Annotated in this window: 18 protein-coding genes and 1 pseudogene; 7 read left to right on the plus strand and 12 right to left on the minus strand. The window is 58.2% G+C overall.

Annotated elements, in window-relative coordinates; translation table 11 throughout:
* Window positions 1-3: 3 nt before the first annotated feature.
* From RMR21_RS00345 to mepA, 7 genes are all read right to left on the minus strand, one after another.
* The gene (locus RMR21_RS00345) at window positions 4-717 is read right to left on the minus strand and encodes a DUF1045 domain-containing protein (protein WP_498668773.1); all 714 of its coding nucleotides are present in this window, start codon (window positions 715-717) and stop codon (window positions 4-6) included.
* A 468-nt stretch (window positions 718-1,185) separates the two neighbouring features.
* Window positions 1,186-1,821: a 2,3-bisphosphoglycerate-dependent phosphoglycerate mutase gene (locus RMR21_RS00350; protein ID WP_498668774.1), complete on the minus strand. Its 636-nt coding sequence runs from the start codon at window positions 1,819-1,821 to the stop codon at window positions 1,186-1,188.
* A gap of 23 nt (window positions 1,822-1,844) precedes the next feature.
* Window positions 1,845-2,672, minus strand: coding sequence for a 4-hydroxy-tetrahydrodipicolinate reductase (dapB, locus tag RMR21_RS00355; protein WP_498668775.1), 828 nt, complete (start codon window positions 2,670-2,672; stop codon window positions 1,845-1,847).
* A gap of 24 nt (window positions 2,673-2,696) precedes the next feature.
* A complete protein-coding gene (locus RMR21_RS00360) occupies window positions 2,697-4,439 on the minus strand; it encodes an ABC transporter ATP-binding protein (protein WP_498668776.1) in 1,743 nt (580 codons plus the stop codon).
* Between the two features lie 139 nt (window positions 4,440-4,578).
* Window positions 4,579-5,595 carry a glucokinase gene (locus RMR21_RS00365; protein ID WP_498668777.1) on the minus strand — a complete coding sequence of 339 codons (1,017 nt, stop codon included), beginning with the start codon at window positions 5,593-5,595 and terminating at the stop codon, window positions 4,579-4,581.
* A gap of 23 nt (window positions 5,596-5,618) precedes the next feature.
* Window positions 5,619-6,002, minus strand: a complete 384-nt coding sequence (locus RMR21_RS00370; RefSeq protein ID WP_498668778.1) for a methylglyoxal synthase — start codon at window positions 6,000-6,002, stop codon at window positions 5,619-5,621.
* Window positions 6,003-6,098: 96 nt separating this feature from the next.
* On the minus strand, window positions 6,099-7,160 hold the full coding sequence (mepA, locus tag RMR21_RS00375; RefSeq protein WP_498668779.1) for a penicillin-insensitive murein endopeptidase: 1,062 nt from the start codon (window positions 7,158-7,160) through the stop codon (window positions 6,099-6,101).
* Window positions 7,161-7,343: 183 nt separating this feature from the next.
* Between mepA and RMR21_RS00380 the strand changes: the two genes are divergently transcribed.
* The 7 genes and pseudogenes from RMR21_RS00380 (at window position 7,344) to RMR21_RS00410 (ending at window position 17,150) form a co-directional block, all read left to right on the plus strand.
* Window positions 7,344-9,188 (plus strand): extracellular solute-binding protein, encoded by a 1,845-nt coding sequence (locus RMR21_RS00380; protein ID WP_498668780.1) that lies wholly within the window; start codon window positions 7,344-7,346, stop codon window positions 9,186-9,188.
* 143 nt (window positions 9,189-9,331) lie between these two features.
* Window positions 9,332-10,420 (plus strand): microcin C ABC transporter permease YejB, encoded by a 1,089-nt coding sequence (locus RMR21_RS00385; protein WP_183896707.1) that lies wholly within the window; start codon window positions 9,332-9,334, stop codon window positions 10,418-10,420.
* Entirely contained in the window at window positions 10,420-11,562 is a 1,143-nt protein-coding gene (locus RMR21_RS00390) for an ABC transporter permease (protein ID WP_498668781.1), read from the plus strand. Before RMR21_RS00385 ends, RMR21_RS00390 begins: the two co-directional genes overlap by 1 nt.
* Window positions 11,559-13,208 (plus strand): ABC transporter ATP-binding protein, encoded by a 1,650-nt coding sequence (locus RMR21_RS00395; protein WP_498668782.1) that lies wholly within the window; start codon window positions 11,559-11,561, stop codon window positions 13,206-13,208. Before RMR21_RS00390 ends, RMR21_RS00395 begins: the two co-directional genes overlap by 4 nt.
* Window positions 13,209-13,382: 174 nt before the next feature.
* Window positions 13,383-14,744, plus strand: coding sequence for a glutamine synthetase family protein (locus RMR21_RS00400; protein ID WP_498668783.1), 1,362 nt, complete (start codon window positions 13,383-13,385; stop codon window positions 14,742-14,744).
* Window position 14,745: 1 nt separating this feature from the next.
* Complete coding sequence (locus RMR21_RS00405; RefSeq protein ID WP_498668785.1) at window positions 14,746-16,047, plus strand: NAD(P)/FAD-dependent oxidoreductase; 1,302 nt, start codon at window positions 14,746-14,748, stop codon at window positions 16,045-16,047.
* 399 nt (window positions 16,048-16,446) lie between these two features.
* Window positions 16,447-17,150, plus strand: a pseudogene (locus tag RMR21_RS00410) (IS5 family transposase).
* A 66-nt stretch (window positions 17,151-17,216) separates the two neighbouring features.
* Here the strand turns inward: RMR21_RS00410 and RMR21_RS00415 are convergent.
* The 5 genes from RMR21_RS00415 to osmF all read right to left on the minus strand — a co-directional run bounded on the left by RMR21_RS00415 (window position 17,217) and on the right by osmF (window position 21,585).
* The gene (locus RMR21_RS00415) at window positions 17,217-17,699 is read right to left on the minus strand and encodes a gluconokinase (protein ID WP_498670193.1); all 483 of its coding nucleotides are present in this window, start codon (window positions 17,697-17,699) and stop codon (window positions 17,217-17,219) included.
* Window positions 17,700-17,810: 111 nt separating this feature from the next.
* Entirely contained in the window at window positions 17,811-18,551 is a 741-nt protein-coding gene (locus RMR21_RS00420; RefSeq protein ID WP_498668787.1) for an ABC transporter permease, read from the minus strand.
* On the minus strand, window positions 18,548-19,486 hold the full coding sequence (locus RMR21_RS00425; RefSeq protein ID WP_498668788.1) for an ABC transporter ATP-binding protein: 939 nt from the start codon (window positions 19,484-19,486) through the stop codon (window positions 18,548-18,550). Before RMR21_RS00425 ends, RMR21_RS00420 begins: the two co-directional genes overlap by 4 nt.
* Complete coding sequence (locus RMR21_RS00430; RefSeq protein ID WP_498668789.1) at window positions 19,483-20,664, minus strand: ABC transporter permease; 1,182 nt, start codon at window positions 20,662-20,664, stop codon at window positions 19,483-19,485. The genes RMR21_RS00425 and RMR21_RS00430 overlap by 4 nt, the downstream gene beginning before the upstream one ends.
* Window positions 20,665-20,673: 9 nt before the next feature.
* Complete coding sequence (osmF, locus tag RMR21_RS00435) at window positions 20,674-21,585, minus strand: glycine betaine ABC transporter substrate-binding protein OsmF (protein ID WP_498668790.1); 912 nt, start codon at window positions 21,583-21,585, stop codon at window positions 20,674-20,676.
* Between the last annotated feature and the right edge of the window lie 95 nt (window positions 21,586-21,680).

The following is a 21,680-nucleotide window of genomic DNA, read 5'->3' on the forward strand; positions in this document are numbered from 1 at the left end:
GTATCAGTCTTTCGTGTCGTTGGCGCTATCGGCGCCGTGCGTCTGTCCGGCGGATCCGGCAAGGGGCAACCAGGTATGGACGGTAAAATCATCGCCGCGCGCCGGCTCAACAAACAGTCCTAGCCCCGAAATCGTCAGCGGGCGATTGGTAAAGGCGGCAAATTCGCGGTTGAGAACGCTTGCCACGTCCGAACGGCGGTTCTCAGGCACAGGCCCGGTCAGCGTCATGTGAAAGCGAAAATCGTCCATGACATGCGGGTAACCCCATCGCGTCAGGTTCTGCCTCTCGTTTTCCGTCAGGTTTTGCGGCCTGCGTCGCGCGATATCGCTCTCTGAAAGGGGCGCTCGGAAGGATTCGAAATAGCGGACAACATCTGCAGCGAAATCCTGCAGCGGCTGATGGACCCTGTCGGGCACGACAGCAAAAAAGGGGCCGAGCGTTCCGATAACGGCATTCGGGATATCAAAGGCTTGACGGTTGCCGGCAAAGGCGCGCAAGGCCGTCAAAAGATCGGTCTCGCTACGGTCAGACGCAAGCTCGAAGGGTGCTTTCAGCGTCGCATGAAATCCGTAGCGGCAAGGTTCAGCGGTCGTGTTGGCATAAGCTGCGTGTTCCTCGTAGTGAGCACCCGTGAACGCATGTCGCCCGAGCCATCGCGAGGCCGTTTCAGTAAGGGCATCGTCTTTCGCTGGTGTGAAATAAATGGCGTAACGCACGGGGCAGCACTTTCGATAGTCACGATCAAACGACAGTTTGAATGAAATCGCCTCTGATGTTCAAGGCTGTCACAGCGAATTAATGCTTCTGCGTGACGGAATGATGATGCTTGTCGTGATATCGCATCAAGCGAGGACGTTTGTCCGGTTTCCACTTGTTTCAACGCCCCCCGAGGACCGCGTGACACTGCACGACAACAGGGCTTTGGACCGTCAATGAAACTTCTTCAAGCATCGTGCGTTATCAATGCAAGTTTCAAAAGATGACAGGAGTAAACGATCATGGAAATTGGAATTCTTATCGCGACGTTCTTCGCTGTTTTCGCGGGTTCAACAGTATTTTGCGCCTACTGGTTCGGCGAACATCGTAACTTCTGAAGCTATGCTTCGATGAGCCCCTATACTGCTAATTTATTCGATCATGAGAGCGCCCTGCCATATCCTGACGGGCGCTCTTTTCGTTTGGCCTTAATGCGCGGCCGACATATCGCCCAACACGTCTTTCGCGGCGACGGTTGAATCGGCATTCAGCTTGTAGACCATGGGCACACCGGTCGCGAGATTGAGCTTGAGGATCTCGTCCTTGCTCAACTTGTCCAGCACCATGACGAGCGAGCGCAGCGAATTGCCGTGCGCAGCCACCAGCACCTTTTCGCCGCGCAGCACACGCGGCAGAATTTCCGTCAGATAATATGGCCAGACGCGCGCGCCCGTATCGCGCAGGCTTTCGCCGCCTGGCGGCGGGATGTCGTAGGAGCGGCGCCAGATGTGGACCTGATCCTCGCCCCACTTCGCGCGCGCATCATCCTTGTTCAAGCCGGACAAATCTCCGTAGTCGCGTTCGTTCAAAGCCTCATCGCGGATCGTTTCGAGATCGGATTGTCCGACATTGTCGAGAACCATCTGGCAGGTGCGCTGGGCACGGATGAGCGACGACGTATACGCCACATCGAATTTGATGCCGTAATCGGCAAGCGCCTTGCCACCGGCATTGGCTTCCTGAACGCCAAGGTCGGTCAGGTCCGGGTCGCGCCAACCGGTGAAGAGGTTCTTGAGGTTCCAGTCACTTTGGCCGTGACGAACGAGGACGAGGGTTCCGCTCATAGCAATGTCTCTCCAGAGGTTGGTTATGGTTTTTCAGCCAGACCGAGAACGTCCAGCATCGAATAAAAGCCCGGCTTTTGGCCGTGTGCCCAGACGGCGGCAGCGATTGCGCCACGGGCAAAGATCGTCCGGTCTGCGGCGTGGTGCGAAAGCGTGACCTGCTCACCTTCGCCGGCAAAAATCACCGAGTGGTCTCCCACGACAGAGCCACCGCGCAATGTGGCAAAGCCGATCGTGCCGCCTTCGCGCGGGCCGGTATGACCATCACGAACGCGCACCGATCTGGCCGCAAGGTCAATACCGCGACCCTGTGCTGCGGCGTCGCCTAACAGCAGTGCGGTACCGGACGGCGCGTCAACCTTGTGCTTGTGATGCATTTCGAGGATTTCGATGTCCCAGGCGTTGGCTTCAAGCGCCTTCGCTGCTTGCCGGGTCAACACGCTCAGCAGATTGACTCCGAGGCTCATATTGCCGGATTTCACGATTCGGGCATGGCGAGCAGCTGCCCGAAACGTCTCCTCGTTTTGCGGCGAGCAGCCGGTCGTGCCGATGACATGAACGATCCGCGCCTGCGCCGCTAGCCCTGCAAAAGTCGTGCTTGTTGTGGGTGAGGTGAAATCGATGACGCCCTCGGCGTGCACGAAAGCAGCGAGTGCATCACTGGTTACAGGTAGACCGATTGGACCCAGACCGGCAAGCTCGCCAGCGTCACGGCCGATGAACGGTGAGCCTTCACGCCCGACCGCTGCATGAAGCTGAACGCCCGGTGTCTCATGGATCAGCCGGATCAGGGTTTGCCCCATACGACCAGCCGCACCCACGACCACCAGTTTCATGCCATCGCCGCTCATGCTGCCTCGCTCATGCTTTCCGGTTCAAAGGCCACGCACACCCGTTGCCTGAAGATTGTTGAGGCGAGCGTAAAGACCATCCTCCTGGCGCGCAAGCGTCTCGTGCGCGCCTTCTTCCACGACCAGACCTTCGTTCATGACGACGATCTTGTCCGCTTTCACCACAGTCGACAGACGGTGCGCGATGACAATGACGGTGCGGCCGGACATGGCCGTATCCAGCGCCTTCTGCACGACCGCTTCCGACTCCGTATCCAGCGCGGATGTCGCTTCATCGAGCAGAAGAATGGGCGCGTTGCGCACCAGCGCGCGGGCAATCGACAGACGCTGGCGCTGACCGCCCGAAAGGCTCATGCCATTTTCACCCACTGCGGTATCATAGCCCTGCGGCTGCGCGAGAATGAAATCATGCGCGAATGCAAGCTTTGCTGCGTCCTCTATCTCGGTGTCCGTTGCTTCGGGGCGGCCATAGCGGATGTTGTCGCGGATGGTGCCTTCGAACAGATATGGCTGCTGCGACACATAGGCCAGGTTCAATCGAACCGAGCGTGTCGTGACATCGGCGATGTTTTGACCATCGATCAGGATCGCGCCGCCGCTTGGGTCGTAAAAACGCGGAATGAGGTTGATGATGGTCGACTTGCCTGCACCCGATGGACCCACCAGCGCTGTCGTCTTGCCGCCTTCGGCGGTGAAGCTGACATTCTTCAGAATGGGTCCGCCATCCTTGTACGAGAAGACAACATCGCGAAATTCGACCGTGGCGCTGGTCGTCGTCAAGTCTGGCGCGTTGGGCTTTTCACGCTGCAGGGGCTGCATATCGAGAATTTCATAGATCATGCGGGCATTGACGACGGCACGCTCCATGGAAACCTGCAGGCGGGCCAGACGGCGCGCAGGATCATAGGCGAGAAGAAGGGCGGTGATAAACGCGAAGAAGGCGCCAGGCGGGACATTGTCATAGATCGCACGATAAGCGGCGTAGCCGAGAACACCGGAGACCGCCAGGCCCGCGATCGTTTCGGTCAGCGGTGCCGTCTTTTCTGTCAGTTTGGCAATGCGGTTCGCGCGCCATTCAGCCGCTTCGATCACCTTGTTGACGCGATCTTCCAGCGGCTTTTCCATGGTGAAGGCTTTGACGATGGCAATGCCTTGAAGCGTTTCCTGCATCGCGCCCAGCACGCGACTGTTGAGGATGACGGCGTCGCGTGTCGCCTTGCGAAGGCGTCTTGCGATGTAGCGCAGACCTAAAACCAGCGGCGGCACGATGACGACGATGATGAGCGATAGAATGGGGTCCTTGACGATCATCACGACCACAAGGGCAATAAAGGTCAAAAGGTCTCGGGCGACCGAGGTGACGGTCATGTTCATGACATCGCGAATGCCGCCGATGTTCTGGCTGACCTGCGCAGAAAGATGCGCCGACCGCGATTCGCTGAGATAGCCGACCGACAGGGTCATGAGGTGCGCGTAAAGCCGCTTCTGGTAGCGGGCGACGATGTTGTTGCCGATTTTCGACAGCGCCACCGATTGGCCATAGGTTGCCAGACCGCGAATGAAGAAGGCCGCAAAAATGGAAACGCAGATGATCCAGACGAGATCGGCGCGTCTGTTGACGAAGGCCTCGTTGATGATCGAGTCCATGATCCATGCCGTGAAAGCCGTCGTGCCTGCGACTGCCAGCAGGCAGAATATCGCGAAGGCATATCCGGGAATGTGGTCACGCGCATTTTCGGCGAATACGCGTTTCAAAACTGCGGTCATCGTTTCGGAATCCACAGTTTTTCTTGTCTTGGCGGTCTTCAAAGGTTCATCCACCTTGTGCGGTTCAGACGGGCAGGCCGTCTCTTCAACCGGCGTCTATAGACATTCGGGCAGGTTTTGACCAGTGCAGACTTGGCCGTCACGCCTGCCAGCGCCGCCCATCCAATGTCAGGCCGAAATTCGCTGGCGTGCGGGCATACGTCGAAAGTCCGGCCAAGGCCGCCTGCGGATGAGTGACGACGTGGGTCGGAATGCTGCGCATCAGAGCCTTGTGCGGGGCCTTGTCTTCGAAGGCTGCGCGGAACTCCGGCAGGCGCAAGGCGGGAATGATCTTCTGCGAGATGCCACCGGCAAGATAGACACCGCCACGGGCCATGAAAATCAATGCCATATCGCCAGCGATCCGGCCGAGATAGGTACTGAACAGCGACAGAGTTTCCTGCGCCTGGCGGTTTTCACCGCTCAATCCCTTTGCCGTCACGTCTGCGGGATCGGAAAAGTCAGGCTTCATGCCATCGGCTTTACAAATGGCGCGATAGAGATTGACGAGCCCTCGACCGGACAGGATCTGCTCGCCTGCAATGCGCCCTTCGATGCTGTCGAGATGCGGAAAGACCTGATAGTCGCGTGCGCTGCGTGGGCCAATATCGATGTGACCGCCTTCGCCGGGAACGGGAAACCACATGTTACGCGCGTAAACGAGGCCTGCGACACCCAGCCCGGTTCCGGGCCCAAGCACGACGCGCGACGCCATCATATCCGGTTCATCAGGGCCGATAGTCTCTCTGTCATCACCACCAAGCGAGGCGATGGCGAGAGCCTGCGCTTCGAAATCGTTGATGACGATGACGTCTTTCAAGCCAAGATTGACGAGCATCTCCTTCGGCTTGACGACCCAGTGGCAGTTGGTCAGCGGTATCTCGTCGGTCTCGATCGGGCCGGCGACCGCGAGGATGGTGGAAACGGGCAGCAAGTCCGTGTGATCCAGCACGGCTTTCTGGATCGCGTCGTCGATGGACTTAAAGTCGGCGGTCTTGACGCTCGTCAGGAGCGTCGGTTCGGCATCCGCATCCGGCAGAATGCAAAAGCGCGCATTGGTGCCGCCGATGTCTCCGATCAGAATCGGAAAGGAAAGTGTTTCGTTCTGCTTGGTCATCGCTGCTCCTGGATGGCCGGATATCAATGTGTCTCGTGAAAGTCGGTCAATTGTTCGGCGGTGGCGCGGTTCAAGGCCATGGGAATGTCATAGACGGTCGCAAGGCGCGTCAGGGCTTTGACGTCCACGTCGTGGGGTAGGGAAGAGAGAGGATCGATGAAAAAGATCAGCATGTCGACGTCGCCCGTCGCGATCATAGCGCCGATCTGTTGATCACCACCCAGCGGGCCACTCTTCAGGCGCACAACGCTCAAGCCTGGACAGGCATCCTGTACCCGCCCGCCGGTGGTGCCCGTGGCGACGATCCTGAATCGCGACAGGGCGGCCTGATGCTGCCGTGCGAAATCCGCCATATCGTCTTTTTTCTGGTCATGCGCGATCAAAGCGATACAGCGTTGCCCCGTCATATGATGTCTGCGCCCCAGCCTTGTTCAGATCGCGGTTTCTCAATCGATTTGAAGCCTTCTACCGCAACTTTGTACCGGTTGGAAAGCCGCGCGCTATCAATTCGATGATGGGCGGGAGGATGGCCGGGGGACATCGGCAGGCGGCATGGGTCCGCCCGAACGGGACGACTGCGGACCGGCATCTTCCACTTCAGATTCAATCGCTGCGGGCGCGTAGGACTTTTGTGCCGCAGCACTTGTTGCACGGCCCGCCGAAGGTGCTGCCGCGATGGCAGCGCAGGCCTTCGGCAAATCGGATACCATCATCGGGCGCGGCGGCTTTGGCGGCTTGGCATTTGGGTCTTTTTTAGGGGCTGCCCAAGGTTCCTTGGTAAACCACCATGCCAGCGATTTGTCGCAGCCATCGCCGGCACCAACAGGTGCCTGCGGCTTGCAGTTGGGAGCGCCGGGCGGGCATTCCAGACGCACGTGGAAATGCTCGTCATGTCCGTAGATCGGACGGATCTTGCCCATGAAGGTGCGGTCGCCCGTCCATGTCTTGCACAGCTTCTGCTTGATGGCCGGATTGACGAAGATACGCTCTACCTGCGGGTAACTTGCCGCCATCATCACCAGCTTGGCATTGAGCGGAGACCATTTTCGATCGTCTACCGTCAGGAACTTGCTTTTGTCGAGCATGGAGATGAAGGGCGTGCTCTCGCGCTGTTCGGCGCTCATGATCTGGTTGGGCATCTGTCGCCACCAGATATCGGCATCGAGGCCGATCTGGTGCGAGGCGTGGCCCGTCAGCATCGGGCCACCACGCGGCTGCGAGATATCGCCGATCAACAGGCCTGGCCAGCCGATCTTCTGGGCATCCTGCGCAAAGCGTTCGATGAAGGAAATCATCTGCGGCTGGCCCCAGCGGCGGTTGCGGGAAAGCCGCATGGCCTGAAAGCCTTGCCCCTCGGTGGGAAGCGCCACGGCACCGGACTGGCAACCCTTGGCATAGGAGCCGTAAGAGGCGGATGGACCGGAAGATGGTAAGGCGATATTGCCGAAGACCTGCTTGGCGGGAGCGTCCTGCGCAAAGGCGGAACCGCTATCGACGGCAAGAATGGACATCATCGAGAGTGCCAGGAGTGATGCTTTGCCCACGCCCCTTACCTGTTTTTCCATATGGTCCGCCGCCTGCAATGCTTGAAATGATTCTCTTTGCAAGATTACGCTGGAATGCGAATTAGGTGAAAGCATGTTCGCCGATTTCAGCGACATAAACTGCTTGTGAGCCAAATCCCCTATATTTTGCCAATGTTTGTCTTATGCTGCACAGCAATGAAAAACGAAGAGGACTGTCGCCCTATGGCATTTGCAAGGTTGAAATCCGGTTTGTTCGCTCTGGCCGCCGTCTCGTTCGTGGCAGCGCCGATTGCGGCAAACGCTCAAGACAGCGACAATTGGCGCAGCGGGATTTCGACGATTGGCGATTTGAAGCATCCAAATGGTTTTGAGCGTTTTGATTATGTGAATCCTGACGCACCCAAGGGCGGGACGCTAAGGCTGTCGACCGCTGGTACGTTCGATACGGTCAATCCTCTGTTGGCAAAGGGGGAGCTTGCGACCGGGCTCGGCGCTGTCTTTGATACACTCATGAAATCCTCGGAAGAGGAGCTCTCCTCATCCTACGGCCTTCTTGCCGAAGCCGTCAGCTTTCCCGATGATATCTCCAAGGCCAGTTTTCGCCTGCGAAAAGAAGCCAAGTGGGCCGATGGTCAGCCGGTAACGCCTGAAGATGTCGTGTTCAGTTTCGAAAAAGCGAAGGACTTAAGTCCACAACTTGCAACCTACTATACCCATGTCAGCAAAGCTGAAGTGACTGGTGAGCGCGAAGTCACCTTCACATTCAATGAAAAGAACAACAAGGAACTTCCACAGATCGTCGGCCAGATCATGGTCGTGCCGAAACACTGGTGGGAAGCCAATGGTGCAGACGGCAAGCCCCGCGATATTTCCCGCGGCACGCTTGAGCCGGTGATGGGCTCCGGCCCCTACAAGATTGCATCCATCTCGCCAGGTTCAACCATAACCTATGAACGACGTGACGATTATTGGGGCAAGGACCTCAACCTCAATGTCGGAATGAACAACTTCAAGACCGTGAGCTACACATTTTATACTGACCGGGATGTTGAATTTCAGGCTTTCAAGGCTGGAAATACGGACTTTTGGCAGGAGAATTCCGCAGGTCGGTGGGCGACCGGTTATGATTTTCCTGCCGTCAGAGACGGTCGGGTCAAAAAAGAAGAGCTACCCAACATCTATCGTTCAGTGGGCATCATGCAGGCGCTCGTGCCCAATGGACGACGAGACAAGTTCAAAGACCCGAACGTTCGTCTGGCCTTGAACTACGCCTTCGATTTCGAGGACATGAACCGCACGCTGTTTTATAACCAATATCAACGAATCGGCAGCTACTTCATGGGGAGCGATCTGGCATCCTCAGGCCTTCCGGAAGGAAAAGAGCTGGAAATTCTCAACGAAGTCAAAGACCAGATTCCGCCTGAAGTCTTTACGAAAGAGTATAAAAATCCGGTCGGCGGCGATCCGGCAAAGCAGCGTGACAACCTCCGTGAAGCCGTGAAACTCATGAAGGAAGCGGGTTACGAGCTTCGCGGCAACCGAATGGTGAACGCCTCCACAGGCCAGCCTTTCGAGTTTGAGATACTTGTCGATTCCGCTGCGATGGAGCGCGTGGTGGTGACCTACGCACAGAATCTGAAAAAGATCGGGATCAATGCGACAGTCAGGGTGGTGGATACGTCACAATACACAAATCGCACCCGCTCGTTTGATTTCGACATGATTGTCAATCTCTGGGCTCAGAGCGCGAATCCAGGAAATGAGCAGGCGGATTATTGGGGCTCGAAGGCGGTTGATCGCCAAGGGTCCAAGAACTTTGCGGGCATCAGCAACCCTGCCGTGGATGCGATTGTGCGCAAGATTATTTTTGCAGCGAACCGCGATGATCAGGTCGCAGCAGTTAAGGCGCTGGACCGGGTGCTTCTGGCCGGAAACTATGTGATCCCGCAATTCTATCGCGGGGAAATGACGCTCGCCTACTGGAATACGCTGGTACAGCCCCAGACACTGCCTCGCTATGGCATCGGCTTCCCCGACGCCTGGTGGTCTGCAAGTGCCGGAAAATAAGCTGGGCCTTGCTTTATAGGCCAAGCCTTGATTCACATGAGCGATTACGAATCACGCCGCCTGTGGGATACCGCAGGCCCGAAAGGAAACGGTTTGACGAAGCCGATGACAACCGAGCCCGATGCCATTGAGGGAGGCGCCTGATGGGAGCTTATCTTTTGCGGCGTCTTGCCTTGATGATACCGACCATCATCGGCATCATGGGCATCTCATTCCTCGTCATTCAGTTTGCGCCGGGTGGACCTGTGGAGCAGGTCGTTGCCCAGCTTTCCGGCTCCGGCGACAGCGCCTCCGACCGACTTTCAGGCGGTGGCGACCTGATGGGTGGGGGGATGGATGAAAGCGGTTCGAAGTATCGCGGCGCGCAAGGACTGGACCCCGAGCTAATCGCCAAGCTCGAAAAGCAGTTCGGTTTCGATAAACCGCCGCTCACACGGTTTCTCGAGATGATGTGGAATTACATCCGCTTCGATTTCGGCGACAGCTTCTTCCGCAATTCCTCCGTCATCGATCTCATCATCGACAAGCTGCCGGTTTCGATTTCGCTGGGCTTCTGGATCTTGATCATCTCCTACGCCATCTCGATTCCGCTCGGCATCAAGAAGGCGGTCTCGGATGGATCGCGATTCGATGTCTGGACATCGGGCATCGTGATCGTCGGTTATGCGGTGCCGAGCTTCCTGTTCGGCATTTTGCTGATCGTGGTGTTTGCCGGTGGTTCGTTCTTCGACTGGTTCCCGCTGCGCGGGCTGACCTCCGACAATTTTGCGCAACTGACATGGTGGCAGAAGATCATCGACTACTTCTGGCATTTGGCGCTGCCGCTGACGGCGCTTGTCTTGTCCGCTTTTGCCACGACGACACTGCTGACCAAAAACTCCTTCATCGATGAAATCAAGAAGCAATATGTGGTGACGGCCCGCGCCAAGGGTCTGTCGGAGCGCAAGGTGCTCTACGGCCACGTCTTCCGCAACGCCATGCTGATCGTCATCGCAGGGTTTCCCGGTGCCTTCATCTCCGCCTTCTTCACCGGCTCGCTTCTGATCGAAAACATCTTCTCGCTCGATGGTCTTGGGCGGCTCGGCTACCTCTCGGTCGTCAATCGCGATTATCCGATCGTGTTCGGAACGCTGTTCATCTTCTCGCTCATGGGCCTCGTCGTCAGCCTCATCTCCGACATGATCTACACCTGGATCGATCCGCGCATCGACTTCGAGCGGAGGGACGTGTGATGACCGTGACAACGCCCATCGTTACCGATGTGTTGCCTCAAAAGCGGCCCTTCTTCTCGCCAACCAGCGTCAGGCGGTGGCAGAATTTCAAGGCGAACCGCCGGGGATACTGGTCCTTCTGGCTTTTTCTGCTGATCTTCGGCCTCAGCCTGTTTGCCGAGTTTCTGGCCAATGACAAGCCGATCATCGCCTCCTACAAGGGCGAGATTCTCGTGCCTGTGATGGTGGATTATCCGGAAGAGAAATTCGGCGGCTTCCTTGCCCAGACGGATTACAAATCCTCCTTCATTCAGGATGAGATCAGCGCCAATGGCTGGATGATCTGGCCGCCGATCCGCTATTCCTACCAGACGGTCAATTCCAACATTCCGCATTCGGCCCCGACGGCCCCCTTCTGGTTGATGGATGCGCAGGAGCGTTGCTCGGGCTATCCGCAAGGGGCTGCCGATCCGGGCTGCACGCTGGGCAATCTCAACTGGCTCGGCACCGACAATCAGGCCCGCGATGTCGCGTCTCGTGTCATCTATGGTTTCCGCATTTCAGTGCTGTTTGGCCTTGCGCTCACCATCGCCTCTGCCATCGTCGGCGTCAGCGCCGGTGCGGTGCAAGGTTATTTCGGGGGTTGGACCGACCTTCTAATGCAGCGCTTCATCGAGATCTGGTCGTCCATGCCGGTGCTCTACATCCTGCTGATCATCGCCGCCATCCTGCCGCCCGGCTTCTTCGTGCTACTCGGCATCATGCTGCTTTTCTCATGGGTGGGCTTCGTCGGCATTGTCCGCGCCGAGTTCCTGCGCGCCAGAAACTTTGAATATGTGAACGCGGCCCGTGCATTGGGTGTCGGCAACGGCACGATCATGTTTCGCCATCTTCTGCCCAACGCCATGGTAGCGACACTGACTTTCCTGCCCTTCATTCTCTCAGGCTCGATCACCACGCTGACATCGCTCGACTTCCTCGGCTTCGGCATGCCGCCCGGCTCGCCTTCGCTGGGTGAGCTGATTGCGCAGGGCAAGAACAATCTGCAGGCTCCATGGTTGGGGCTGACAGCCTTCTTCACCATGTCGATCATGCTGTCGCTGCTGATCTTTGTCGGTGAAGCGGTGCGCGATGCCTTCGATCCGAGAAAGACATTCCGATGAGTGCCGTAAAGGATACGATGACCGCTCCGCTTCTTTCCGTCCGCGACCTCTCCGTCGCCTTCCATCAGGGTGGCAAGGAGAGCGTGGCCGTCGATCATGTCTCGTTCGATATCATGCCCGGTGAAATCGTGGCGCTGGTTGGCGAATCCGGTTCCGGCAAATCGGTCACGGCCAATTCCATTCTCAAGCTTCTGCCCTATCCCGCAGCCAGTCATCCCTCGGGTCAGATCCTGTTCGAGGGCAAGGATCTGTTGAATGCTTCGATCCGCGAACTGCGCGCCGTTCGTGGCAATGACATCACTATGATCTTTCAGGAGCCGATGACCTCGCTCAACCCGCTGCACAGCATCGAGCGGCAGATTGGCGAAATCCTTGAACTGCATCAGGCCATCACCGGTGTCGAGGCGCGCAAGCGGACACTGGACCTGCTGTTGCAGGTCGGCATTCGCGAACCTGAAAAGCGGCTGAAGGCCTATCCGCATGAATTGTCCGGCGGCCAGCGTCAGCGTGTGATGATTGCCATGGCGCTGGCCAACCGTCCGAAGCTGCTGATCGCAGACGAGCCGACGACAGCACTCGACGTGACGGTACAGGCGCAAATCCTGGAGCTTCTGGGCGATTTGAAGAGCCAGCATGACATGTCCATGCTGTTCATCACCCATGATCTCGGCATCGTGCGCAAATTCGCCGACCGCGTGTGCGTGATGACCAAGGGCAAGATCGTCGAGACCGGCACCGTCGAGGACGTCTTCACCAATCCGCAGCACGCCTATACCCGCCACCTCCTGGCAGCGGAACCCAAGGGCGAGCCACCGATATCCGATAGCAGCAAGCCCGTCATCATGCAGGGTGATGACATCAAGGTCTGGTTTCCGATCAAGGCCGGGCTGATGCGGAAGGTTGTCGATCATGTCAAGGCGGTCGATGGTATCGATATCACGCTGCGCGCTGGTCAGACGGTGGGCGTCGTGGGCGAATCCGGTTCCGGCAAGACGACGTTGGGTCTGGCGCTGTCGCGGCTGATTTCATCCAAGGGGCGCATCAGCTTCATCGGGCAGTCCATCGATGGTTATTCCTATGCAATGATGAAGCCGCTGAGAAATCGGCTTCAGGTGGTGTTTCAGGACCCTTACGGTTCGCTCAGCCCGCGTATGTCGGTGGGCGAGATCATAGCCGAAGGTCTGCGCGTGCACGAAAAGTCCCTGTCTGCGGACGAGCGTGACCGGCGCGTGGCGCAGGCGCTGGATGAGGTGGGTCTCGACACCGCCACCCGCTGGCGTTTCCCGCATGAGTTTTCCGGGGGACAGCGGCAGCGCATCGCCATTGCCCGCGCCATGGTGCTGAAACCGCGCTTCGTCATGCTGGACGAACCGACCTCGGCGCTGGATATGAGCGTGCAGGCGCAGGTGGTTGATCTGTTGCGTGACCTACAGGCGAAGCACGATCTGGCCTATCTCTTCATCAGCCATGATCTGAAGGTGGTCAAAGCGCTGGCCAACGACATGATCGTCATGCGCCACGGCAAAGTGGTGGAGAGCGGCCCGGCGAAATCCATCTTTGAAGCGCCGAAGGAAGACTATACGCGGGCGCTGATGGCTGCGGCCTTCAACATCGAAGCCGTCAAGACGGCAGCGATCAGCGAATAACGTTTTCAAGAACATGCTGGCCTTCTGGGGCCGGCCCACGTACGATGCAACGAGAACGTGGAAAACAATGAGGCGTGATGTCATCATGACGACGCGATATCTTATTTATCAGCTTGTGGATGCTTTCCGTTAGCGACTCTGCCGCGAACCGAAGATGAAACAACCTGCTGGTGAATGATGGTCGATATTGATTACGCAAAAACATTTTTCGAAGAAAACCCTGATATTGAAATTCTTGAAGCCTTTGTCATCGATGTAAACGGTGTGCCGCGCGGAAAATGGATACCGCGTGAACGCGCCATTGATGTGCTGGAAAAAGGCATGGCCGTGCCGCGGTCGGTCTACGCGTTGGATATATGGGGCCGCGACGTGAATGCCGCAGGCCTTGCCGAGGGCACTGGCGATCCTGACGGTCTGTGCTTTGCTGTTCCTGAAACGCTGTCACGCGTCACTTGGTTGGGACGCCCTACGGCACAGGTTCTGCTCGCCATGAAGGACCCCGATGGCAACGGTTTCTATGGCGATCCGCGCAATGTTCTGGCGCAGGTGCTGGCCGGTTTTACCCGTCGCGGGCTGACGCCGGTCGTCGCCACCGAACTTGAATTCTATCTGATCGACCCTGTCCGCTCGGCGCTTGACCCCGTGCGCCCGCCGCGCAGCCGCGAAGGTCGCTGGCATACCGGCCAGACGCAGGTTCTGTCCATTTCCGAATTGCAGGATTTCGAAGGCGTCTTCCACGACATCTCGACGGCGTGTCGCGCCCAAAATGTCGGTGCCGACACGACCCTTCGCGAAAACGGTCCGGGGCAGTACGAAATCAACCTCAACCACGTACCGGATGCATTGAGGGCGGCTGATGATGCCGTCTTCCTGAAACGCATCGTCAAGGGTGTGGCGCGCAAGCATGAGCTCGACGCCACCTTCATGGCCAAGCCCTATGGCATGCAGGCAGGCAACGGCATGCATGTCCACTTTTCCATGCTCGACAGGGACGGCAACAATATCTACGCGGGCGAAAACGGTCCATCCGAAGCGCTAATGCACTCCGTCGGCGGTCTTCTGGAGAACATGGGAGAGAGCATGGCGGTGTTTGCGCCGCATGCAAACTCCTACCGTCGCCTGCGCCCCAGCGAACACGCGCCGACCTATGCGTCCTGGGGTATCGACAACAGATCCGCTGCCGTGCGTGTGATCGTCGCCAGCAAGGCTGCAACCCGCATCGAACACCGCGTGGCAGGAGCAGATACCAACCCCTATCTGGTGCTGGCCATGATCCTCAGTGCGGCCCTTGCCGGCATGAAGGAAAAGCGCCAGCCGGGCGGGGCGATCTCCGGCGATAGCCATGCCATCAACCACGAGCCGCTGCCAACGAACTGGGACTATGCCCTTCAGCGCTTCACGCGCTCCAGTTTTGCCTATGCGACGTTCGGGCAGAAATATCGCACGCTCTATTCTGCCTGCAAACAGCAGGAATTATCCGAATTTTCTCTGCGCGTGACCGACGTCGAATACGACGCCTATATCAGGACGGTGTAAAATGGTTGAAGTAACAAGCGCTCCGAATCCCGGCCACACCACCTCGTGGTATGCGGCGTCTGCCAACACCAAGACGGTCCGCACTGCCCTTCAGGGCGACCAGGATGCGGACATCTGCATCATCGGCGCAGGGTTCACCGGGCTGTCGGCAGCGTTGGAGCTGGCGCAAAAGGGTTTTTCCGTCATTGTTCTGGAGGGTGAGCGGGTCGGTTTCGGTGCGTCCGGGCGCAATGGCGGCCAGATCGTCAATGGCTACAGCCGAGACCTCCACACCATTGCCCGCCGTTATGGCGCGCAGAAAGCAGCACAGCTAGGCGCAATGTCGCTCGAGGGCGGGCAGATCATCCGCGAGCGGGTGGCGAAATACGAGATCGATTGCGATCTGGTCGATGGCGGTTTCTTTGCGGCGTTCACGCCCAAGCAGATCACCGAGATGGCCGCCAACAAGGCCAATTGGGAAAAGCACGGCCATACCGGGCTAGAGATGGTGTCGAAGGCCGAGGTCGGCACATATGTGAAGTCCGACCGTTACGCAGGTGGCATGATCGACCGTTTCGGCGGACATATTCATCCGTTGAACTATGTTCTCGGCGAAGCAGCAGCGATTGAAAGCCTTGGCGGTCGCATCTTCGAAAACTCGCGCGTCATCGCGGTCGAGCAGGGCGCGAACCCGGTTGTGCGCACAGCGCAGGGCAAGGTCGCCGCGAAATATGTGCTGGTGTGCGGCAATGCCTATCTCGGTGGTCTGCTGCCGGAAATCGGTGAGCGGATGATGCCGGTGTCCAGTCAGGTGATGGCGACGGAGCCACTGGATGCGGCGTTGATCGAAGAGCTGCTGCCTGCCAATTACTGCGTCGAGGATGCCAATTACATTCTCGATTATTATCGCCGCACATCCGACAATCGCCTGCTCTACGGTGGCGGAATCGGGTACGGCGGCAGCGATCCGGCTGACTTGACCAGCGTCATCCGACCCAACATGCTGAAAACGTTCCCGCAATTGCAAAACACCAAGATCGATTTCGCCTGGAGCGGCAATTTCGCGCTCACGCTGACGCGTATTCCGCATATCGGGCGTCTGTCGCCGAACGTGTACTTCTCCCATGGCGATAGCGGCCATGGTGTGACAACGACGCAGTTGCTGGGCAGGATATTGGGCGAGGCGGTCGCGGGTCATGCGGAACGCTTTGACGTCTGGTCATCGCTACCGAACTACCCGTTCCCCGGCGGCAAGACGTTCCGCGTGCCGCTCACCATGCTCGGCGCATGGTGGTACGGCCTGCGTGACAGGCTGGGTGTCTAGAGCGCTTCCTTGTTAAATGGAAACGTTCTGCCGGGGCAGGTTTTCGACAGGGCAAAGGCGATTGGCGAAGGACATACCCAAAGGTACGTTCGAGCCAATCGCCTTTGATCCTGGCGGAAAGATGCCCGGCCCTTCGGGTTGGTTCAAACGGGACCAACAGATTGCCCGGGCGGCTTGGCCGTATGCTATGGCTACGGCACACGCCGCCCGGACAATCAGTTGGTCCCGTTTGAACCAACAGAACTGTTTCTATTTAACAAGGAAGCGCTCTAGGGTCGAAACCCAATCAATCTATTGATTATATTATCTCTACATGATTCACTTGCCGCAAAAGCGGAGTGTTTGACCATGGCCGGAGAATTTTGGCTTGATGACCACCAATGGGCAGTGATTGCGCCAATGCTTCCCACCAACCAGCCTGGCGCTCATCGCACCGATGATCGCCGGATCATAAGCGGGATCATTCACGTCTTGCGATCCGGCTGCCGATGGCAGGATTGTCCGGCCTGCTACGGCCCCTCAACAACCGTCTACAATCGCTTCCATCGCTGGTCTGCAAAAGGGATATGGCGAAGACTGTTTGAAGCCTTGGTGCAAACCACCGATCGGGATATCCATATGATCGACAGCACCACCGCAAAAGCACACCGTTCAGCCGCTGGCGGAAAAGGGGGGCAGATGCCGAAGCCATCGGTCACTCGCGAGGCGGCAGATCGACAAAAATCCATGCTGTTGTCGATGGTTGCGGCCGTCCAATCGCGTTGCGAATAACGCCTGGGCAACGCGGGGACGCACCCGTTGCCATTCCGCTGCTCGAACCTTTGCCACCGACGCGGCTCTGCGCCGCAGATACGGCTTACGACAGCGACGCTTTGCGCGACTTCCTGACAACGCGCGGCACTGAACCCGTCATTCCAAACAATCCAACCCGAAAGCGGATCAAGCCCTTCGACCCGATCGCCTACAGACGACGAAACATCATCGAGCGCACATTCTGCCGTCTCAAGGATTGGAGGCGTGTTGCAACACGATACGACAAGCTCATGATCAACTTCGCGGCAACATGCTACATCGCCGCTATCGTTACATGGTGGATTAATTGAGTCTGGAGCCTAAAGCAATTCCCGCAAAAGTGTGAGGCGATTTTGCGTCCGGAATCGCGTGAAAACCTATAGTGCGGTCAGGCCCTTCAGGGCATTCTCGGTGATCTCGTCTGGCGTGGCATCGATGCTGACCGTGACGACGCCGGATTCGCCGGTCGGCACTTCCAACGTGGCGAGCTGCGTCTTGAGCAGTGAAAGCGGCATGAAGTGGCCGGTGCGTGCGCCCATACGCTCGGTCAGCAGCGCTTCGCTTCCCTCCAGATAAACGAAGGCCAAGGGTCCACCGCAGGCATCGCGCAGGCGGTCTCGATAGGTCTTCTTGAGGGCCGAGCAGGAGATGACGACACCGCCTGCCTCGAAGCCCTTGCGAAGCTCCGCGCCCACAAGATCAAGCCACGGCCAACGATCCTCGTCGGTAAGTGGTGTTCCGGCAGCCATTTTCTCGACATTGGAGGCAGGGTGAAGCTTGTCGCCCTCCATAAAGGGGATAGCCAGCCGCTCGGCCAGTTCTTCGCCCACGGTGGACTTGCCGCAGCCGCTGACGCCCATGACGATGATTGCCTGTTTCACGATGATCTCCTGCGTATTCAAAAATATCGTACTCGCCTACTGTATTTGCGTGCGCAGGGGAAACATTTTTCCAAGGCTACGCCGCGACGATCAGTAGCCTGCTCGTCGCGCAGCCTTGGCTTCCAGCATGGATAGCCCGCTATGGATGAGCACGGCAAGGGCTGCCACGATCATGCCACCCTGCAAAATGAAGGCGAGGTTGTTGGATTGCAGCCCGGCAATAATGACCTCTCCCAGTGTCGTGGCCGCCACTGTCGAGCCGATGGTCGCCGTTGACAGGCTGATGACGGCGGAAAGCCTGATGCCCGCAAGAATGGCCGGAAGCGCGAGCGGCAGCTCCACCCGCCACAGCCGCTGCGCATCTGTCATGCCGGTGCCACGCGCTGCTTCCAGAATGGCGTTGGGAAGCGTGGTCAGACCCGTCACCGTGTTTTCGAAGATGGGCAGGAGGGCATAGAGAAAAAGCGCAATCAATGTCGGCTTTTCCCCGAACCCCATGATCGGCACGGCCAGCGCCAGCACGGCGACCGGTGGAAAGGTCTGGCCGATATTGACGATGCTGCGTGAGAGCGGAAGAAATTCACGCCCGAAGGGGCGCGTGACCAGAATGGCAAGCGTGCCGGCGATCAGCACCGCGGTGCCCGTGGCAATCGCGACGGTCTTCAAGTGCGATAGGGTCAGAGACAGAAGATTGGCCTGAATATAGATGGCGGGTGCATTGGGCTGCGCGAGAGGCCGAAACACGGGCTCGAACATCTCCGGCCTCACCAGAAAGGCGAGGAGCACGAAGACGAGAACTGCCAGCAGAAGAGGCCCCAGCTTTATCGTCATGCGGAACCGGCCGCGTTCTGTATCAACACCTCGCGGCGGACTAGGCCTGTCATGGTGCCATCGGCGTCCATGACGGGCAGCGTTTCGCGTCCGGTCCACAGCATGGCGGACAGGGCATCACGCTGACTGGTCCCCGCCAGAAGCGGTTCTCCGTCGGACTGGCCGGGTTCGACGATGTCCCCGACTGTCGCGACGGACAGCAACCTGAGTGGCCGCTCGCGCTCCCCGATCATCGTGCGCACGAATTCCGTTGCCGGTTTCAGCACCAGTTCGGCGGGCTCGCCATATTGAACGATTTTGCCTCTATCCATGACGGCGATGCGGTCGGCCAGATGGAACGCCTCGTCCATATCGTGGGTCACGAGAACGATTGTGACGCCAAGCTTTTTCTGAATGGCGAGAAGATCGTCCTGCGCCTTGGCGCGGATGATCGGATCGAGCGCGCCGAAGGGTTCGTCCATCAAAAGAATGTTCGGCTCTGCCGCAAGGGCGCGGGCAACGCCCACGCGCTGTTGCTGCCCGCCCGACAGGGCCGCGGGAAAGCGGTCGGCGTATTGCGCGGGGTCGAGCTGAAAGAGATCGAGCAGCTCGCTGACCTTCGCGTCGATCCGGGCGCGGTCCCAGCCCAGCAGTTCCGGCACGGTAGCAATGTTTTGCGCTACCGTCCGGTGCGGAAACAGACCGTGTCCCTGGATGGCATAGCCGATGCTGCGGCGCAGCGTGTGTCCGGGCATGTCGAGAATATTCTGTCCATCGATGCGAATGATGCCGGAGGAGGGTTCGACCAGCCGGTTGATCATGCGCAACAGCGTCGTCTTGCCGGAACCGGATGTGCCGACGATCACAGTGATGCTGCGGGCATCGATTACCATCGACACATCGTCCACCACCCTTGTGCCGTCATAGTCCTTGGTCAGATGGTCGACCTCGATCATGCCCTGCTTCCCCTGTTGAAGAGATTGCTCTCGATGACGGCGTCCAGAAGGATGGCGGCGGTAAAGCCCAGAATGACTGTCGGGATGGTGCCGAGCAAAACCAGATCCATGGCCGTCTGGCCGATACCCTGAAACACGAAGACGCCAAACCCGCCACCGCCGATCAGCGCGGCTATCGTCGCGAGCCCGATATTCTGGACGAGCACGATGCGAATGCCGGTGAGTATGATGGGCAGGGCCAGCGGAAAGTCGATTTTGAAGAGCCTTTGCACAGCCGTCATGCCAAGCCCGCGTGCTGCTTCCCGCACGGCATTCGAGACGCCATTCAGCCCCACGACGGTGTTGGAAACGACGGGCAGAAGTGAGTATAAAAACAACGCCACGAATGCGGGCGCCATTCCAATGCCGCGAATGCCAATTTCGGATGCACCGGGAATATTGGCAGCAACCCAGCCCAACGGGGCGATCAAAAGACCAAACAGCGCGATGGAGGGAATGGTCTGTACGATGTTGAGACTGTTCAACACGCCCGCGCGCAGACGCTCGACCTTGTAGCAGAGAATGCCCAGGGGAATGCCGACGAGTGTCGCGGCAAACAGTGAGCCGATTGCAAGCTGGATGTGACGCCCGGCCTCCGTCCAGAAGATGTCCCGCCTGTTTTCATATTCCTTCATGACCGACAGCGCGTCCCATTGCCCGGATATGAGCGTGGCGGCAACCACACTCAGCGCAAGGAAAAGCAGCAATATGCGTGTTGCAGGGCGAGGATTGAGCCGCGCGATGGCGTCCGTTGCCATCAGGATCAAGCCCGATGCCAGCAGCCAAAAGCCGCTGGCGGGAGATACCCGTGCATAGCTGTTGCCAGCGGGCGTCAGATGGGATGCGGCGCTACCGATGGCGAGCGCCAAGGCGACAAGACCCACCAGTGCGAGACCAAGCCGCAGCCGCGTATCATTTCGAAAAAAGGTGACGCAGATCGTGATGCCGACCAGTGCGTAGAGCGCGTAGGCCCATGCTGGAGGCAGGGCGTCCAGAACGCTACGCACTTCGCCCGGAACGATACGGTTTGCCCTAGAGGTTGCGAATGGAAGAGCAAGAAGGGCATAGGCGAGGAGCGCCGCAATCAGCGCTCCGACCTTATCGTATTGTGGGAGGGGCCAGTGCGAGGCGCGTTGCAAAGCAGCCCCTTATTTCACGAAGCCGTTTTTCGTCAGGAAGTCCAGGGCAACAGTCTTCGCCTGCTCACCGCCCACCTGCACACGACCGTTCAGCTCCTGAAGTGTGGTCAGGTCGAGCTTTTCGAAGACCGGCTTCAATAGGGTTTCGATCTCAGGGTGCTTTTTCAAGACCTCTTCGCGCACGACCGGCGCTGGCTGGTAAACCGGCTGTACGTTCTTGTCGTCCTCCAGAACGACGAGACCAGATGGCGCGATGCCGCCGTCGGTTCCATAAACCATGGCTGCGTTGACATTGTTGGTCTGGTTGGCAGCCGCAGCAATCGTCGCGGAGGTATCACCACCGGCAAGCGTGATCAGCTGATCGGCCTTCAGTGTGAAGCCGTAGGTCTTTTGAAATGCGGGAAGGGCTGCGGCAGAGTTCACGAACTCGGAGGAAGCAGCCAGCACGACCTGGCCGCCACCGGCGATATATTTGCCGAAGTCACTCAGCGTTTTCAGACTGTTCTTCTCTGCAACATCCTTGCGAACGGCGATGCCCCAGGTGTTGTTGGCGGGAGACGGTGTCAGCCAGACGATCTTGTTGGCGTTGAAGTCCAATGTCTTGGCTTCTTCATAGGCCTTTGCCGCATCTTTCCAGAGAGGGTCTTCCGCCTTTTCGAAGAAATAGGCGGCATTGCCTGTGTATTCGGGATAGATGTCGATTTCGCCCGCCGTGATCGCCTTGCGCACAACGGGGGTAGCGCCGAGCTGAATGCGGTCGGTGGTTTCGATGTCGTTCTTGCTCAGCACCGTCATGATGATGTTGCCGAGGACGGAGCCCTCCGTATCGATCTTGGATGAAACGACGACCTGCGCCTGTGCTATGGATGCATAAAGTGCGAGCGCAAATCCTGCGCCGGTGAGTTTCATCAAACGCTTCATCAAGCATCTCCAACAGGATACGGGGAAATTTCAGGAAATCGTCTGTGCGCAAGGCGTTTGCGACGGTCTCCAAGTCATGTGGCGGTAACGAAAAA

It is taken from the genome of Agrobacterium sp. rho-8.1 (assembly GCF_033957725.1).
Lineage (GTDB): Bacteria > Pseudomonadota > Alphaproteobacteria > Rhizobiales > Rhizobiaceae > Agrobacterium.

Bases quoted from the DNA above. Each gene is read 5' to 3' on its own strand.
- RMR21_RS00350 (WP_498668774.1), bottom strand. From the start codon at position 1,821: ATGAGCGGAACCCTCGTCCTCGTTCGTCACGGCCAAAGTGACTGGAAC.
- dapB (WP_498668775.1), bottom strand. From the start codon at position 2,672: ATGAGCGGCGATGGCATGAAACTGGTGGTCGTGGGTGCGGCTGGTCGT.
- RMR21_RS00360 (WP_498668776.1), bottom strand. From the start codon at position 4,439: ATGACCGCAGTTTTGAAACGCGTATTCGCCGAAAATGCGCGTGACCAC.
- RMR21_RS00365 (WP_498668777.1), bottom strand. From the start codon at position 5,595: ATGACCAAGCAGAACGAAACACTTTCCTTTCCGATTCTGATCGGAGAC.
- RMR21_RS00370 (WP_498668778.1), bottom strand. From the start codon at position 6,002: ATGACGGGGCAACGCTGTATCGCTTTGATCGCGCATGACCAGAAAAAA.
- mepA (WP_498668779.1), bottom strand. From the start codon at position 7,160: ATGGAAAAACAGGTAAGGGGCGTGGGCAAAGCATCACTCCTGGCACTC.
- RMR21_RS00380 (WP_498668780.1), top strand. From the start codon at position 7,344: ATGGCATTTGCAAGGTTGAAATCCGGTTTGTTCGCTCTGGCCGCCGTC.
- RMR21_RS00385 (WP_183896707.1), top strand. From the start codon at position 9,332: ATGGGAGCTTATCTTTTGCGGCGTCTTGCCTTGATGATACCGACCATC.
- RMR21_RS00390 (WP_498668781.1), top strand. From the start codon at position 10,420: ATGACCGTGACAACGCCCATCGTTACCGATGTGTTGCCTCAAAAGCGG.
- RMR21_RS00395 (WP_498668782.1), top strand. From the start codon at position 11,559: ATGAGTGCCGTAAAGGATACGATGACCGCTCCGCTTCTTTCCGTCCGC.
- RMR21_RS00400 (WP_498668783.1), top strand. From the start codon at position 13,383: ATGATGGTCGATATTGATTACGCAAAAACATTTTTCGAAGAAAACCCT.
- RMR21_RS00405 (WP_498668785.1), top strand. From the start codon at position 14,746: ATGGTTGAAGTAACAAGCGCTCCGAATCCCGGCCACACCACCTCGTGG.
- RMR21_RS00415 (WP_498670193.1), bottom strand. From the start codon at position 17,699: ATGGGCGTCAGCGGCTGCGGCAAGTCCACCGTGGGCGAAGAACTGGCC.
- RMR21_RS00420 (WP_498668787.1), bottom strand. From the start codon at position 18,551: ATGACGATAAAGCTGGGGCCTCTTCTGCTGGCAGTTCTCGTCTTCGTG.
- RMR21_RS00425 (WP_498668788.1), bottom strand. From the start codon at position 19,486: ATGATCGAGGTCGACCATCTGACCAAGGACTATGACGGCACAAGGGTG.
- osmF (WP_498668790.1), bottom strand. From the start codon at position 21,585: ATGAAGCGTTTGATGAAACTCACCGGCGCAGGATTTGCGCTCGCACTT.